The following is a 15,249-nucleotide window of genomic DNA, read 5'->3' as shown; positions in this document are numbered from 1 at the left end:
TGACCGGGCTGTGCAAGGGGTTGCGCACCAGCACCCCGAGGGTGTGAAGGAATCGCTGCACGCGAGGCGCAGCATCCGTTCTCCCCCGATCGAAGCCCGCTCAGCGGCGCTCGTCGACCAGGAAGATGTGGGAGGCGACTTCGACCGGGAGCTCGAGACCTTCGTCGCTGCCGTCCATGCGGAGGAGCACGTAGCCCTCGTTGTAGCGGTAGTCGCCGCGGGCCCCGGGGACCACTCCCGCGGCCTTCAGCTGCTGCAGCAGCTCGGGGTCGACCTGGGCGGGCTCGGCCAGGCGGCGGACGGTTCCCTCGATGGGCTCCCCCGCGTCGTTGAGCTTGCGGACGAGGCCCACGACACCCTCTTCGAAGGTGTTGGTGGCGACGTCGCCGAGCTGGTCGAGCCCGGGGATCGGGTTGCCGTAGGGCGACTCCGTGGGGTGCCCGAGCAGCTCGACGAGGCGGCGCTCGACCTGCTCGCTCATCACGTGCTCCCAGCGGCATGCCTCTTCGTGGACGTATGCCCAGTCGAGCCCGATCACGTCGCTGAGGAGGCGCTCAGCCAGGCGGTGCTTGCGCATCACGTCGACGGCCTTCTGCCGGCCGGCGTCGGTGAGCTGCAGGGTGCGGTCGTCGGAGACGACGACGAGCCCGTCGCGCTCCATCCGACCGACCGTCTGCGACACGGTGGGGCCGGAATGACCGAGCCGCTCGGAGATGCGCGCGCGCAGCGGCTGGATGTTCTCCTCCTCGAGCTCGAGGATCGTGCGCAGATACATCTCAGTGGTGTCGATGAGATCGGTCATGGGTTCCTCAGCAGCCGCGAAACAGTACCTTCCAGCCTATCGAACAGGGCTATGGCGGGGCTCGACGGCGGGGCGTCACACGTCGTCACGGGGTCGGGCGCGACCAGGCGCCGACTCTAGAATCGAGCCATGGCGCACCCCGTGATCCCGAGCGACCTCCTGCCCAGCGACGGACGATTCGGCTGCGGCCCGTCCAAGGTGCGCCCCGAGCAGCTCGAGGCCCTCGCCTCCGCCGGTGCCTCGCTGCTGGGCACCTCGCACCGGCAGGCGCCGGTCAAGGAGCTCGTCCGCGCGGTGCGGGACGGCCTGGGTTCGCTCTTCCGCCTTCCGGACGGCTACGAGGTCATCCTCGGCAACGGCGGATCGACCGCCTTCTGGGACGCCGCGGCCTTCGGTCTCATCGAACGCCGCAGCCAGAACCTCGTCTTCGGCGAGTTCGGCGGCAAGTTCGCCGCGGCGGCGAAGACCCCGTGGCTCGAGGCGCCGGATGTGCGGAAGGCCGAGCCCGGCACCCGCGCGGTCGCCGAGCCGGTCGAGGGCGTCGACGTGTATGCCTGGCCGCACAACGAGACCTCGACGGGCGTCGCCGCCCCGGTCGCCCGCGTGCACGGCGACGACGGCGCGCTGACCGTCGTCGACGCGACGAGCGCCGCCGGCGGCATCGACGTCGACATCGCCGAGACGGACGTCTACTACTTCGCTCCGCAGAAGAACCTCGGCTCGGACGGCGGTCTGTGGTTCGCGCTGTTCTCGCCGGCGGCTCTCGAGCGCGTCGAGCGGATCGCGGCATCCGATCGCTACATCCCCGAGTTCCTCAGCCTCAAGAACGCGGTCGACAACTCGCGGCTGCAGCAGACGCTGAACACGCCGGCGCTCGCCACCCTGCACCTGCTCGACAGCCAGCTCCGCTGGATCGACGAGAACGGCGGACTCTCCTGGGCCGCCGCGCGCACCGCCGAATCGTCGGGCGCCCTCTACGAGTGGGCTGAGGCGTCGTCGGTCGCGACGCCGTTCGTCGCGGACCCCGCCGACCGCTCGCCGGTCGTGGTCACCATCGACTTCGCCGAGGGAGTGGATGCTGCGGCGATCGCCTCCGCGCTCCGTGCCAACGGGATCGTCGACACCGAGCCCTACCGCAAGCTCGGCCGCAACCAGCTGCGCATCGCGACCTTCGTCTCGATCGAGCCCGACGACGTGCGCCGGCTCATCCGCTCGATCGAGTACGTGCTCGACCGGCTCTGAGCCTGTTGGCGGTTCGCGGCCTGACGGCTGCGGCCCGATCCTCGCGGGTCAGCTTGAGCCTCGCGGGTCAGGCGCGGTCGTCGTTCTCGTCGTCAAGGTCGTCGTCGTCGTCCTCGTCGAGGTCATCATCGTCGTCGTCGTCGTCCTCATCGAGGTCGTCGTCGTCCTCATCGAGGTCGTCTTCGTCGTCCTCGTCGTCGGTATCGCCGGTGTCGTCCAGCTGGTCGATGTCGACGCCGTCGACGTCGCCGGCGTGGAGCACGGGCGTGACGTCATCGTCGGACTCGTCGTCGGCGTCATCCGCGTCCAGCTCGTCCGCGCCGTCCTCGTCGTCGTCCTCGAGGTCATCGTCCTCTTCGAGATCGTCGGCGTCGTCCTCGAAGCCTTCGACGTCTTCGCCCGCCGTCTCGGCGAGCGCCTGCTGCGCCGCCTGGTAGTCGGCGAGCCGCACGTCCCACGGCGTCCACTCGGGCGCGAGCAGTGCGGCGTCGCCGGGGAGCAGTTCCACTTCGAGCACGGTGGGCGCCTCGTCGGGCACGCGGGCGAGGCTGACGGTCCAGTACCAGCCCGGGTATCCGGGCAGGCGGTTCTCGAAGCGCAGCGACACCACGCCGTCGGGCTCCACGCTGTACCCGGCGGGCTCGCCGACGGTGTTCGCCGGCGTGATCTCGTTCAGCGCAGCGCGGGCCAGGTCGTGTCCGGCAAGCAGCTCCTCATCGGGCAGCTGGATGACCGCGGGGGTCGAGCCGGCCTCGGGCTCGTCCGCGGCGTGCTCTTCCGCGACCGACGCCTCGTCCGAGACCGGCGCCTCATCCGAAGCCGAAGACTCGTCGACGACGGCATCGGGCGTCGTCACAGCCGCGGCGACGGCGACCGCAGCCGCGTGGGCGGCCGCAGCATCCTGATCCGACAGCGCTTCCTGGTCAGAAGAGACAGCCTCGTCAGACGAGACAGCCTCGTCGGACGCACCGGCGTCGACCGCTCCGGTCTCGTCGACCGGAGCGTCCTGGCCCGACTCGGCGCCCGAGTCAGGCGTCGAAGTCATCGGCGACCTTGCGCAGCACCGCGGCGATCTTCTGGGCGTGGGCGCCGCTGGGGTAGCGTCCGCGGCGCAGGTCGCCGCCGATGCCGTCGAGGAGCTTCACGAGGTCTTCGACGATGATCGCCATGTCGTCCGCGGGTTTGCGTGAGCGCTTCGAGAGACTGACGGGAGCCTCGAGCACGCGCACCGAGAGCGCCTGCAGGCCGCGCTTGCCATCGGCGACGCCGAACTCGAGCCGGGTGCCGGCCTTGGGAGCAGCGGTACCCGCCGGGAGGGCCGTGGCGTGCAGGAAGACGTCCTGGCCGTCATCGGTGGTGACGAAGCCGAAGCCCTTCTCCTCGTCATAGAACCTGACCTTGCCGGTGGGCATGCTGAACCTCGCAGAACGGGCCCGCCGCGCGGGCATAACGAAAACAAGGCCGTTTGGCCTCTGGCTCCAGCCTACGCCAATGGGCCGAGCCGGTAAGCTGATGCGGATGAGCAAGAGCACCCCCGGCGGCGATGTTCCGGTCCGCCGTATCGATCGCATCCTGGCGTTCATGTCGCTGGGACTGCTCGCCCTGTCGGTGGTGTGCTTCTTCGCGATCATCATCGGCACCCCCGCCGGCGCCGACATGCGCACGGGCGTCTGGCCGCTGATCGGACTCCTGGTCTACGTGGCTCCGATCGTCGCCTTCGCGCTGCTGCTCGCGGTGCTCTTCATGAGCTTCGCGCGAAGGGGCCGGGCGAACAAGGGTCGCTGAGATGGCCGAATCGTCCGACGAGCGCGCCCTCGCGACGCGGCTGTCCGGCCTGAGCGACGACCAGCTGTCGATCGCCTTCCGTCGCCGTGGCGTCTCGACCGCGGCATCCTGGCATGACTGGTTCGACGCCGCAGAAGGACTGCTGGATGCTGCATACATCGACCGCGCTTTGACCCGGCTTCCGCGGGCCGCGCTGCGGGCTGTCTCGGGGGACGTCGGCGAGTCCGCTGACGGCGGCGCAGCCGAGCTCTCCGCGCTGCTGCTCGCCGGCGAGGACGGTGTCGCCTACGGCATCGTGCGCGAGCGGGCCGCGGCGCTCGCCGACACGCGCCCCGAGGTCTTCGCCGCGACACAGGAGGTCGCGGCCCCCGGTGCGGCGGACGCCGCAGCGACCGCCGCCATCGCGGAGCGGGTATTCCGCACCCTCAGCGCGCTGGCCGATGTCGTGCTGGCCGCGACCGTCTCCCCTCTCGCCCGCACCGGAGCCGGCGGCATCAGCGCCGTCGACCGGCGGCGGCTCGTCGAGGCGGAGATCGTCGAGTCCGCCGAGCAGCTGGAAGACCTGGCGGCCGTCGCGGCGAGCGCCGGCCTGCTGAGCGGTGTCGACCGGGAATGGGCCGCGACGGACGACGGCGACGCGTGGCTCCGGCTCACCAGCGCCGCGCGGTGGGCAGCCGTCGTCGAAGGATTCCGCGCCGCTCTCCCCGAGGCGCTGCGCACCTCCGACGGCGGGTACTCACCCGTCGCCGGATGGCTCGACGCCTTCCCGCTCGACTCCGACTGGCCGGCCCGCGCGCAGCAGCTGCAGCGGACCGCCGTCGCATGGGGACTCGTCGGCGGCGACGACCCGACCGGGCTGTCCATCGAACCGGTGTGGGCGACGCCTCTGCGGCTCGGCGAATCGGCGACGCCTGCTCCCCTGGCCGCCGAGCTCCCCGCGGAGATCGACCGCGTCTACCTCCAAGCCGACCTCACCGCCATCGCGCCCGGACCGCTCGCCCCCGAGCTCGACCTGCGGCTGCGCACGGTCGCCCGTCGCGAGTCGCGCGCGCAGGCCTCGACGTACCGCTTCGACGCCGACACGGTCGCCGGCGCCATGACGGGCGGCGAGACGGCCGCGTCGCTGAAGGAGTTCCTCTCCGCCCTATCGCTGACCGGCATCCCGCAGCCCCTCGCCTACCTGATCGACTCCGCCGCCGCTCGCCACGGGCGCGTGACGGTCCGCCAGGATGCCGCGACCGGCCACACCCTCGTCGCGAGCGACGACGAGGCGATGCTCGCCACGATCGAGGTCGACCAGTCGCTGCGCCCGCTCGGACTCGTCGCCGACGACGGCGGCCTCGTCACCCGCGTCTCGCGCGACGCCGTCTACTGGGCCCTCGCCGACGCCCGCTACCCGGTGATGGCCGTCGACGGAGCGGGAGACGCCTTGCCCCTCCGCCGCGGACGACGAGCGGGAGCGGATGCTGCGCCCCCCGCCGCCGATTACGCCCGGCTCCTGGCGACCCTGCGCTCGGGCGGAGGCGGCGGAGACGCGGACGCGGCCTGGCTCGAGCGCGAGCTGGACCTCGCCGTCCGCTCCCGCGGGATCATCGTCGTCGACGTGCGCCTCCCCGACGGCACGGAGCGCTCCTTCACCCTCGAGGCATCCGGCCTCGGCGGCGGGCGCCTGCGCGGCCGCGACAAGGCCGCCGACGTCGAGCGCACCCTGCCGTTGTCGAGCATCGTGAGCGTGCGCCCCGCCTCCTGACGTCATTGCTGACTCGCCGTGTCGCATCGCGGATCGTCCGGACGCGCGTCTCGCGTGGTGGCCGTCGACGCTCTGGCGCAAAGACATGCCGTGGGAGCCGTTGAACTTCTCGCTCACACACCCGAACGATTGCGTTCAGGACCGTGAACTTTCCGCTCACGCACCTCAGAGCGTGCGCTCAGGGCCGTTCAACCTGGCGCTCACATACCCAGGGCGAGTGCGCTTCCGGCGGATCAACTTGCTGCTCACACGCCCTGAGAGCGCTGAGAGCCGTTGAAGCTCGCGCTCACACACCCAGGCGGGTGTGCGCACGGCCGTTGAACTTCCCGCTCACACATCCGAGGCGAGCGCGCTCACGGCCGTTGAATTTCCCGCTCACACACCCGGCTACGTGCGATCAGCTCCTCGAGGGGTGCGCATAAGGGACACCGTCTCACGCAGTCCCCACCCCATCTGCTGTGTGAGCGTGAAGTTCATCGCTCCCACAGAAATGTCTCTCCGGAGGGAACGAGCCAGACGAGACCAACAGCGGGCGACGTGAGCGATCCGCATGCGCCGCGGGCCGCAGCATCCGTCATCTGTTCACGGAGGGAGGCCGCGGCATCCGGCCCCGCATCCCGCACCATGCGGGCGCGGATAGAATCGAAGGCTATGGCTGACGGACCCCTCATCGTGCAGAGCGACCGCACCGTGCTGCTCGAAGTCGCTCATCCCGACGCCGAGAGCGCACGGCACGAGCTCGCGATCTTCGCTGAGCTCGAGCGCGCGCCCGAGCACATCCACACGTATCGCGTGACCCGGCTCGGCCTGTGGAACGCGCGCGCCGCCGGGCACACGGCGGAGGACATGCTCTCCACGCTCGACCGGTGGTCGCGCTTCCCGGTGCCGCCGTCGGTGTCGCTCGACATCCGCGAGACGGTGGGCCGCTACGGGCGACTCGTCATCGAGCGCGACACGATCGACGGGCAGGAGGGCACGCTGGTGCTCCGCTCGAGCGACTCCGCCGTGCTGACCGAGATGGCCCGCAACAAGCGGATCTCGCCGCTGCTCGTCGGGCATCCCTCCCCTGACACCTACGTGGTGGATGCCTGGGCCCGAGGTCAGATCAAGCAGGAGCTCCTGAAGATCGGCTGGCCCGCAGAAGACCGCGCCGGATACACGCCCGGTACGCCGCACGACATCGAGCTGGCCGAGGACGGCTGGACGCTCCGCCCGTACCAGCGGAAGGCCGTCGACATCTTCACCGAGGGCGGCTCGGGGGTCGTCGTGCTCCCCTGCGGCGCGGGCAAGACGCTCGTCGGCGCGGCCGCGATGGCCGACACCAAGACGACCACGCTCATCCTCGTGACGAACACCGTGAGCGCGCGGCAGTGGCGCGACGAGCTGCTGAAGCGCACCAGCCTCACGCCCGAGGAGATCGGCGAATACTCCGGCCAGGCCAAGGAGGTCAAGCCGGTCACGATCGCGACCTACCAGATCCTCACGGCGAAGCGGAAAGGCCATTACGCGCACCTCGCGCTCCTCGACGCCCTCGACTGGGGACTCATCGTCTACGACGAGGTGCACCTGCTGCCCGCGCCGGTGTTCAAGCTCACCGCCGACCTGCAGGCTCGGCGCCGGCTCGGCCTGACGGCGACCCTCGTGCGCGAGGACGGCCGCGAGGGCGACGTGTTCAGCCTGATCGGACCCAAGCGGTTCGACGCCCCGTGGAAGGAGATCGAAGCCCAGGGCTTCATCTCCCCCGCCGCCTGCTACGAAGTGCGCGTCGACCTCCCCGACGGCGAGCGCATGGAGTACGCCGCGGCCGCCGACGACGAGCGCTACCGCCTCGCGGCGACCGCCGAGGCGAAGATCGACGTCGTCCGCGACCTCGTGCAACGGCACGCCGGAGAGCGCATCCTGGTGATCGGCCAGTACCTCGACCAGATCGACGAGCTCGCGCAGGCGCTCGACGCCCCGCAGATCACCGGCGCGACGCCGGTCGACGAGCGCGAGCGGCTGTACCAGGCGTTCCGCGTGGGCGAGATCTCCCTGCTCGTGGTGTCGAAGGTGGCGAACTTCTCGATCGATCTGCCCGAGGCATCCGTCGCCATCCAGGTCTCGGGATCGTTCGGCTCTCGCCAGGAGGAGGCCCAGCGCCTCGGACGCCTGCTGCGGCCCAAGGAGTCGGGTCACACCGCGAGCTTCTACACGCTGATCGCGCGCGACACCGTCGACCAGGACTTCGCGCAGAACCGTCAGCGCTTCCTCGCCGAGCAGGGCTACAGCTACACGATCCTCGACGCCGACGCGATCGCCGCCTGACCGGCACCGACTCGCCGCAAGAGCAGAACGGCGAGCGGATGCTGCGGCTCGCGCGCTCGGATCACCTGAGCCCCGAGCGCGCGCACGAGGGGGCGTGAAAGTTCTCGCCCTCACGCCCCTCGCTCATCCTCAGCGCGTGGCGCGGCGACGACGGTGCAGCAGAAGTGCGCCGGCACCCGCCAGCAGCAGGCCCGCGGACACGAGCCCCGCAGCGATCGGCGCATCGGAGCCGGTCGTGGCCAACCGCTGTCCACCCGTTCCGCGGCCCGTCGAAGCAGCGGCGGTCGCCGACACACTGGGCGTGGCCGTCGGCTGCGTTGCAGGAGCCGCGGTGGGCTCCGTCGTGGGCTCGGCGGTCGGCTCGGCCGTGACCGTCGGCGTCGGGCTCGGCTCGACGGCGGCGGTCCCGACCTCGAGCGTCCGACCGAGGTCGTTCCAGCCCGTCTCCGCCTCCCACGTGCCGAGGTTCGCCGTGCGGATCGCGTAGCGCGGGTCGGCCGCGACCGTCGCCTCCGGCGCCGGCAGCGCCAGATGCACGCGGTACTCGCCGTCGGGCACGCCCTCGAGCGGCACGTCGAGGGTGACCTCCTCACCCGGAGCCCAGGTGCGGGCATCCTGCGGAAGCGCGACCGTGATGGTCTGGTCGTCGCCCTCGAGCACCACCGTCACGGGACGGGGGTTGTACGGCGACGCCCAGCCGCCGTTGCGCAGATCGATCGAGATCGACGGGTCGTCGCCGCCCGTCACGCGCGAGCTCTCGAGCACGAAGCGGTACCCGAGACGACGAGCGACCTCGTCGAGGTTGTCCTGACCCCACGAGCCGAGGACGTCGCGGTTGTAGTCCCGGTTGAGGTAGCTGAAGTGGTAGCGGGCCATCTCGCTGGAGGCCGACTCCCACTCCGAGCGCGGCGGGTTCACCGCGCACGTCTCGCCGCCCATCGGCACGTACCGCGTCTCCTGCGCGAGGTAGTCCTGGTCGAGCGACAGCGGGTCGGTCAGGAAGGTGCCGTAGTCGTCGGGCGACGCGAGGAAGCAGTCGTTGTGGTGACCCACCCGTGCCACGTCGGATCCGTCGAAGCCCTCGTCGTCGGTGAGCGCGCCCTCGACACCGCTGGGGCGGTCGAAGGCCTCCTGCTTCGACAGCATGGTGCGCACCTGGACCATCCGACTCTCCGGAAGCGCCTCCAGCAGCGCGTCGACGACGCTCGTCCGCTCGGCCCAGTCGGCGTCGGTCACCACGCCCGGGTTCGCCGGATCGGCGACGAAGTGGTCGGTGTAGTACCCCTCGCCCCACAGCCCTACGAAGCCCTGCTGCATGACCGCGATGACATCCGCGTTGTCCCGCAGCACCGGGGTCAGCTGCGCGATGTGCGCGCGCACCCGCTCGGGCGTCGCGTCGCCGTAGGGAGGCGAATACGGCCAGTCGCCGCCCTGCACGTACGCGAAGCGCAGGATCACCGAGATCCCCGCAGCGCGGGCCGTCGCCAGGTCGGCATCGACGGCGTCGAGCACGGCCTGGTCGAGATCGGCGTCGACGTAGCGCTCGAGGTAGACCACGCGGAGGATCTGGCTGATCCCCTCGTCGCGCAGCGCGGTCAGCGCCGCACCGTCCAGTGGCGTCCACCCCGAGCCGTCGGCGCGCGAATGCGTCTCCGTGTGCGCGTAGAAACCGCGCGCGGGGTTGGTGATGACGGACGTGTCCTCCTCGTACGTCACCACGCTCTCGTCGGTCGCGGCGTTCGCGGGCACGAAGGCCGTCGCGGCCAGCGCGACCCCCGCTCCCAGCGCGATCAGCGCCACCGATCCTCGTCGTCGGGCGTCTTTCCTCATGTGCGGTCCTCCTCGACCTCGGTGCCGAGCCGTGTTCGACCCGGCGTGCGGACGGGCGAGCGGTCCGCGGGATGGATGCGGCCGCCCCGTCGGCGGGGCGGCCGCGTGGTTCACTTCAGGCCCGACGACGCCAGGCCGTCGATGACCCGCCGCTGCAGCACGATGAACATGATCAGCACCGGAGCCATGGCCAGCAGGCTTGCGGCCATCGCCACGGGGTAATCGGTCGTCCGGTCGCTGAGCAGGGTGGCGAGCCCCGCCGACAGCGGCATCTGGCTGCTGTAGCTGGTGACCACGAGCGGCCAGAGCAGCTCGTTCCACGACCACAGCACGGTGGTGATGGCCAGCACGCTCATGGAGGGTGTGGCCAGCGGCAGCATGATGCGCCAGAAGATCTGCCAGGTGTTCGCCCCGTCGAGACGGGCGGCCTCCTCCAACTCGTCGGGCATCGAGAGGAAGGCCGTCCGCATGAGGAAGGTGCCGAAGGCGCTGAACAGCCCCGGCAGCACGAGCCCGCCCACGGAGTTGAGCAGGCCCAGGTTCTGGACGATCTGGTACTGCGACAGCAGGTACACCTGCGACGGCACCATCAGGATGGACAGCACCACGCCCAGCAGCAGACCGCGTCCGCGGAAGCGCAGCCGGGCGAAGGCGTAGCCGGCCATCGTGCACAGGATCAGCTGGGCCACCGTGCGCACGACGGTGATGAGCACGGACGTGCCGAACTGCGAGAAGAACGGCAGACGCTGGAAGACCTCGACGTAGTTGCCCCACTGCAGCTCGCCCGGCCAGAAAACCGGCGTCACGCTCTGCACCTGGGCGTTCGTGGACAGCGACATGATGATCTGCCACAGGAACGGGAAGGCCATGATGACGGCCCCGATACCCAGCACCAGGTGAGCGACGGCGTGCGCGCGTCCGCCCCGCGGGCGCGTACCCGCCGGTCGTCGCGACGGTCGTGCGAGGGCCCGCGGCACGACGAGGGTGCGCGTGGTCGTCACCGAGTCAGCCATTGTGCACCCACCGCTTCTGGAATCGGAACTGCAGGACCGTCACGAAGCCGATGATCACGAAGATGATCATCGCCACGGCGGCGGCGTAGCCCTTCTCATTGCTGACGAAGCCGGCTTGGTAGAAGTAGTAGACGAGCGACATGCTGCGCGGCAGCGAGGAGTTCGTGGCCGTCGTGCCGAGGATCGCGTAGAGCAGGTCGAAGAGCTGGAACGACGAGATGACCGTGATGATCGTCACGAAGAAGATGCTGGGCGTGAGCAGCGGCACGGTGATGCTGCGGAACTGCTTCCAGGCGTCCGCCCCGTCGAGCGCGGCGGCCTCGTAGAGCTCGGGCGGGATCGTCTTGAGCCCGGCGGCGAGGACGATCATCGAGAAGCCGAGCGAGCTCCACAGGCCCACGATGGCGACCGCGACGATGGCGAACCCGGGAGTGCTCACCCAGTAGGGCCCGTCGATGCCGACGAACGACAGCAGGTAGTTGAGCAGCCCGAAGTCGCCGTTGAAGATGATGCGCCAGACGAAGGCGATGGCCGTCGGCATCGCGACGTACGGCAGGAAGAACAGCACGCGGTAGAGCGACGCGAAGCGCAGCCCGGGCAGGTTCAGCAGGCTCGCGAGCAGGACGGCGATCGGGACGCCCAGGAGGACGATCGCGGTGTAGAGGAGCGTGTTGCCCAGGGAGAGGTAGAAGTTGGGCTCCGAGAAGAGCCGCGTGAAGTTGTCGAGCCCGGCGAAGGCGACGTCTCCGAAGACCCCGAAGCTCGTGAACGAGAACCCGGCCGTCTGCACGATCGGCCAGAGGTAGAACACCGTGATGCCGAGCAGCAGCGGACCGACGAACACGGCGGCCCACAGGCCGTCGCGCGCGGTCCGTCGCTGTCGCGGACGACCGCCCCCGCCGCCGGAGACGGCGGGGGCGGTGTCGGTGCGCTCGAGAACGCTCAACGCGTCTCCTTCTGCAGCGCGTCGTCCATCTTCTGAGCCAGCTCGGCGGTCACCTCGTCGACCGGGCGGTCGCCCGAGAAGGCCTGCGGGAGCAGCTCGGCCTCGAAGGTGTTCCACGCCGCGCTGTTGGCGCTGACGGGCAGCGGCTGCGCGTAGGAGACCGCGTCGAGGAAGACCTGCAGGTCGGCCTGCGGCATGGACTCGACGAAGGCGTCCTGCGTGCCCTGGTAAGCCGGGATGATCGAACCGAACGACCCCTGCGCCTTCTGCGCCTCCTCGCCGGCGAGGTACACCTGCAGCGCCTGGGCGGCCTGCTTGTTCTTCGACGACGCCGCGACCACGTTGGCGACACCGTGGATGACGGTGGCCTGCTCCTTGCCCTTCGGAAGGGGCAGCACGTCCACGTCGGCCGCGAACGGCACATCGGTCAGCGCGGAACGGAACCAGCTGCCGCCCCAGTACATGGCGAGCTTGCCGGAGGTGAACCACTGGTCGGCCGAGGTGTCGGTCAGCTGGGCGATGGTGGGCGACGCACCCGAGGCGATGAGGTCGGTCCAGAACTTCACGCCCTCCTGCGCCTCAGGGGTGTTGTAGCCCGAGGTGCCGTCCTCCAGCACCTCGCCGCCGGCCTGCATGATGGTGTTGTAGTACGTGGTCTGACCGTCCATGCCGCCGGCAGCGCCGAAGGCGCCCTGACCGGCGAGGGCGGTGGACAGCTCCTTCGCCGTCGCCTGGAAGTCGGCCCAGGTGTCGTCGGGGCCGGGGAGCTCGACGCCGGCCTGCTGGAAGAGCTGCTTGTTGACCCAGACGCCGATGGTGTCCATGTCCTTGGGGACGCCGTACGCGACGTCCTTGACCGTGTAGAGGTCGGCGAGCGCCTCCGGGTAGTCGGACTGGTCGATGTCGCCGGCGTCGATCGCGCCGGTGATCGGCTCCAGCTGACCGTTGAGCGCGTAGAGCTGGATGTTGGGGCCGTTCATCCAGAACACGTCGGGCAGAGTGTCGCTGGATGCCTGCGTCTGCAGCTTCGTCCAGTACTCGCTGAACGGGGTGACGCTGAGGTTCACCTCGATGTTCGGGTACTGCTCCTTGAAGCCGGCGAGGCTCGATTCGATCGCCTCGACCTGAGCCTGGTCCCAGAGACCGTAGGTGATGGTCGCACTCAGGTCTGATGCCGGCTTGGCGTAGTCGGCGGGCGCCGTCGAACCGGATCCGCCGGCGCTGCAGGCGGTGGCGGCGAGCGCCAGGGTGCCGGTCAGCGCCAGCACTCCGAGCATGCGACGGCCGGGTCGGGTGTGTGTCATCGGTCGATCCTTCCAAGGGACTGCGAGGGCAGGTGGGACGCGGAGAAGTATTCCGCGACGTGGGTGGGCAGGGGCGGGACGTCGAAGGGCCGGGAGCCGTCGCGCATCGAGTCGGCGGCGAGGGCCCCGGCGGCCACGGCGGCGCGAGCCGCGACGGGCGAGACCACGGTGGGGGCGCCGGCGAAGGCATGCTCGAGGAATTCGCGCATCGTCGACAGGTCGGCGTCCTCGTGGCCGCTCGCCACGCCCTCGATGGCGTACTCCGCGTCGCCGTCCGGCGCCCACTCGTGGCGGCGGTTCCAGACCTTCACGCGGCCGCCGGCCGTGTCGCCGACGTTCTCCAGCCGGCCCTCGGTGCCGATGACGGTGTAGTTGCGCCAGTAGTCGGGCGTGAAGTGGCACTGCTCGTAACTCGCGAGCACGCCGTTGTCGAGCGTCATCATCATCATCGACACGTCCTCGACGTCCACGACCGGGTTCAGACCGGTGGATGCTGCAGCCGGCCAGTTCTCGAACGAGAACCAGTCGGGCATGACCTCGCCGCGGCGGTCGCGGCGGTCGGTGACGTCGCCGTAGACCATCAGGTCGCCCATCCCCACGACGCGGCGGGTGAAGCCGCCGCTCAGGTAGTGGACGACGTCGATGTCGTGGCTGGCCTTCTGCAGCAGCAGGGTGTTCGTGCGCGACCGGTCGGCGTGCCAGTCCTTGAAGTAGTAGTCCCCGCCGTTGCCCACGAAGTGACGCACCCAGACGGTCTTGACCTCGCCGATCTCGCCTCGGTCGATGATCTGCTTCATGAGGCGCACGACGGCGGCGTGGCGGAAGTTGTGGCCGACGTAGAGGGTGCCCCCCGCCTCCGCTGCCGCCACGAGCACGCGGTCCGCGTCGGCCAGCGTCGTCGCGAGCGGCTTCTCGAGATAGACGGCGACGCCGGCCTCGAGGAGCGCGACGGCGATGTCGGCGTGCGTGTCGTCGGGCGATGTCACGATCGCCGCATCCACGCGATCGGCGGCCAGCAGCGCGGGGATGTCGTCGTACACGGGAACACCCGGGAACTGCGCCGCGCTGCGCGCACGGCCCTCGGGAGTCGGGTCCACGGTCGCGACGACGGCGGCACCCGCGAACGCATCCGGCACGTGATGGGCGATGACGCTCCGGGCGCCTGTCCCGATGACGGCGACGCGCGGCTGCGTGGTGGCGGGGTCGACGGTCACGAGAGTTCCACAGCGGTGTGCATGGGGTCCATCATGCACGGTTTGATCGTTTTTGTCATCATGTGTGCTGAATCGAGCATGTTCTGACATTGGTGCACCGGGATCGGGCACGCAAGCCTGGGGCCGACTTTTTACGCGCCCGAAACGAAACGGCGGCATCGGGCGCGTGAGCACTCCGCTCCGGGAGCACCGTCCGGACCCGCCGATCGCACCTCGACGGACGCGCTGCAGCGGGTGTGTCGGTCAGCGCGTGGCCGCGACGACCACCTCGACGCCGGCCTTGTCGAACTGCGCGGCCGCGCGCGGCGGCAGCGGAGCATCGGTGACGAACACGTCGACGTCGTCGAGCGCGCAGATGCGCGCGAACGTGCTGCGTCCGACCTTGGTCTGGTCGGCCGCCACGATGACCCGCCGGGCGAGGGCCGAGATCTGCCGGCTGGCGTCGGCCTCCCCCTCATGGAGCGTCGTCGCGCCGAACTCCGGCGTGAGCCCGTCGACACCCAGCACGGCGATGTCCAGGCTGAAGTCCTGCAGCGAACGGCCGACCAGCGGCCCGATGAGTTCGTACGACTGGCGACGCGGCACACCGCCCGTCACCACGATCTTCACGTTCTCGCGCACCGAGGATTCGAAGGCGATGTTGAGCGCGTTGGTCACGATCGTGATCCCGGGCTCGCCGCCCGCCGAGGCCATGCGATCGCTGCGGCCCAGCGCGCGGGCGACCTCCGTGACGGTGGTGCCGCCGTTCATGCCCACGGTGGCTCCGGGTGGGATCAGCGCCTCCACCGCCCGCGCGATGGCGAGCTTCGCGTCGGCCTGGCGCGCGATCTTGTACTGCAGAGGCAGCTCGTAGCCGGAGCCGAGGGCCGCCGCTCCGCCGTGCGTGCGTGTCACGAGGCGCTGCTCGGCAAGGGTGTTGAGGTCGCGCCGGGCGGTCGCGGTCGAGATGGAGAGATGCTCGCTCACGTCGGTGATCGACACATTGCCGCGTTCGCTCACCATCTCGAGCACGATGTTGAGCCGCTGTTGCTGATGCATCCGTGCACCTCCTCGCGTCAT

Annotated in this window: 13 protein-coding genes; 4 read left to right on the top strand and 9 right to left on the bottom strand. The window is 70.2% G+C overall.

Annotation, left to right across the window (positions count from 1 at the left end):
- Positions 1-100 precede the first annotated feature (100 nt).
- A complete protein-coding gene (locus ABC304_RS09795) occupies positions 101-802 on the bottom strand; it encodes an iron-dependent transcriptional repressor DtxR (protein ID WP_412930421.1) in 702 nt (233 codons plus the stop codon).
- Between the two features lie 129 nt (positions 803-931).
- Between ABC304_RS09795 and serC the strand changes: the two genes are divergently transcribed.
- A complete protein-coding gene (gene serC / locus ABC304_RS09790; RefSeq protein WP_412930420.1) occupies positions 932-2,044 on the top strand; it encodes a phosphoserine transaminase in 1,113 nt (370 codons plus the stop codon).
- Between the two features lie 67 nt (positions 2,045-2,111).
- On the opposite strand, the gene ABC304_RS09785 is transcribed toward serC, so the two are convergent.
- Complete coding sequence (locus ABC304_RS09785; protein ID WP_412930419.1) at positions 2,112-3,089, bottom strand: DUF3027 domain-containing protein; 978 nt, start codon at positions 3,087-3,089, stop codon at positions 2,112-2,114.
- Complete coding sequence (locus ABC304_RS09780) at positions 3,073-3,456, bottom strand: cold-shock protein (protein WP_412930418.1); 384 nt, start codon at positions 3,454-3,456, stop codon at positions 3,073-3,075. The genes ABC304_RS09785 and ABC304_RS09780 overlap by 17 nt, the downstream gene beginning before the upstream one ends.
- 106 nt (positions 3,457-3,562) lie before the next feature.
- Here ABC304_RS09780 and ABC304_RS09775 point away from each other — a divergent pair, with 106 nt between their 5' ends.
- From ABC304_RS09775 to ABC304_RS09765, 3 genes are all read left to right on the top strand, one after another.
- Complete coding sequence (locus ABC304_RS09775; protein WP_412930417.1) at positions 3,563-3,829, top strand: multidrug ABC transporter ATPase; 267 nt, start codon at positions 3,563-3,565, stop codon at positions 3,827-3,829.
- Between the two features lies 1 nt (position 3,830).
- Positions 3,831-5,579 carry a helicase-associated domain-containing protein gene (locus ABC304_RS09770; RefSeq protein ID WP_412930416.1) on the top strand — a complete coding sequence of 583 codons (1,749 nt, stop codon included), beginning with the start codon at positions 3,831-3,833 and terminating at the stop codon, positions 5,577-5,579.
- Between the two features lie 651 nt (positions 5,580-6,230).
- The gene (locus ABC304_RS09765) at positions 6,231-7,883 is read left to right on the top strand and encodes a DNA repair helicase XPB (protein ID WP_412930415.1); all 1,653 of its coding nucleotides are present in this window, start codon (positions 6,231-6,233) and stop codon (positions 7,881-7,883) included.
- A 129-nt stretch (positions 7,884-8,012) separates the two neighbouring features.
- Here ABC304_RS09765 and ABC304_RS09760 read toward each other — a convergent pair whose 3' ends face one another.
- The 6 genes from ABC304_RS09760 to ABC304_RS09735 form a co-directional block, all read right to left on the bottom strand.
- Positions 8,013-9,713 carry a DUF4832 domain-containing protein gene (locus ABC304_RS09760; protein WP_412930414.1) on the bottom strand — a complete coding sequence of 567 codons (1,701 nt, stop codon included), beginning with the start codon at positions 9,711-9,713 and terminating at the stop codon, positions 8,013-8,015.
- Positions 9,714-9,823: 110 nt separating this feature from the next.
- Positions 9,824-10,714 carry a carbohydrate ABC transporter permease gene (locus ABC304_RS09755; protein ID WP_412930413.1) on the bottom strand — a complete coding sequence of 297 codons (891 nt, stop codon included), beginning with the start codon at positions 10,712-10,714 and terminating at the stop codon, positions 9,824-9,826.
- 4 nt (positions 10,715-10,718) lie between these two features.
- Entirely contained in the window at positions 10,719-11,672 is a 954-nt protein-coding gene (locus ABC304_RS09750) for a carbohydrate ABC transporter permease (RefSeq protein WP_412930412.1), read from the bottom strand.
- Positions 11,669-12,976, bottom strand: a complete 1,308-nt coding sequence (locus ABC304_RS09745) for an ABC transporter substrate-binding protein (protein ID WP_412930411.1) — start codon at positions 12,974-12,976, stop codon at positions 11,669-11,671. Before ABC304_RS09745 ends, ABC304_RS09750 begins: the two co-directional genes overlap by 4 nt.
- The gene (locus ABC304_RS09740) at positions 12,973-14,190 is read right to left on the bottom strand and encodes a Gfo/Idh/MocA family protein (protein ID WP_412930410.1); all 1,218 of its coding nucleotides are present in this window, start codon (positions 14,188-14,190) and stop codon (positions 12,973-12,975) included. Before ABC304_RS09740 ends, ABC304_RS09745 begins: the two co-directional genes overlap by 4 nt.
- A gap of 243 nt (positions 14,191-14,433) precedes the next feature.
- Entirely contained in the window at positions 14,434-15,228 is a 795-nt protein-coding gene (locus tag ABC304_RS09735) for a DeoR/GlpR family DNA-binding transcription regulator (protein WP_412930409.1), read from the bottom strand.
- Positions 15,229-15,249 lie beyond the last annotated feature (21 nt).

Source organism: Microbacterium jepli (assembly GCF_047237905.1).
GTDB lineage: Bacteria > Actinomycetota > Actinomycetes > Actinomycetales > Microbacteriaceae > Microbacterium.
Note: the sequence above shows the minus strand (reverse complement) of the source record. Positions and strands in the feature narration are given on the sequence as shown.

Bases quoted from the DNA above. Each gene is read 5' to 3' on its own strand.
- serC (WP_412930420.1), top strand. From the start codon at position 932: ATGGCGCACCCCGTGATCCCGAGCGACCTCCTGCCCAGCGACGGACGA.
- ABC304_RS09735 (WP_412930409.1), bottom strand. From the start codon at position 15,228: ATGCATCAGCAACAGCGGCTCAACATCGTGCTCGAGATGGTGAGCGAA.
- ABC304_RS09765 (WP_412930415.1), top strand. From the start codon at position 6,231: ATGGCTGACGGACCCCTCATCGTGCAGAGCGACCGCACCGTGCTGCTC.
- ABC304_RS09775 (WP_412930417.1), top strand. From the start codon at position 3,563: ATGAGCAAGAGCACCCCCGGCGGCGATGTTCCGGTCCGCCGTATCGAT.
- ABC304_RS09785 (WP_412930419.1), bottom strand. From the start codon at position 3,089: ATGACTTCGACGCCTGACTCGGGCGCCGAGTCGGGCCAGGACGCTCCG.
- ABC304_RS09770 (WP_412930416.1), top strand. From the start codon at position 3,831: ATGGCCGAATCGTCCGACGAGCGCGCCCTCGCGACGCGGCTGTCCGGC.
- ABC304_RS09795 (WP_412930421.1), bottom strand. From the start codon at position 802: ATGACCGATCTCATCGACACCACTGAGATGTATCTGCGCACGATCCTC.
- ABC304_RS09780 (WP_412930418.1), bottom strand. From the start codon at position 3,456: ATGCCCACCGGCAAGGTCAGGTTCTATGACGAGGAGAAGGGCTTCGGC.
- ABC304_RS09745 (WP_412930411.1), bottom strand. From the start codon at position 12,976: ATGACACACACCCGACCCGGCCGTCGCATGCTCGGAGTGCTGGCGCTG.
- ABC304_RS09760 (WP_412930414.1), bottom strand. From the start codon at position 9,713: ATGAGGAAAGACGCCCGACGACGAGGATCGGTGGCGCTGATCGCGCTG.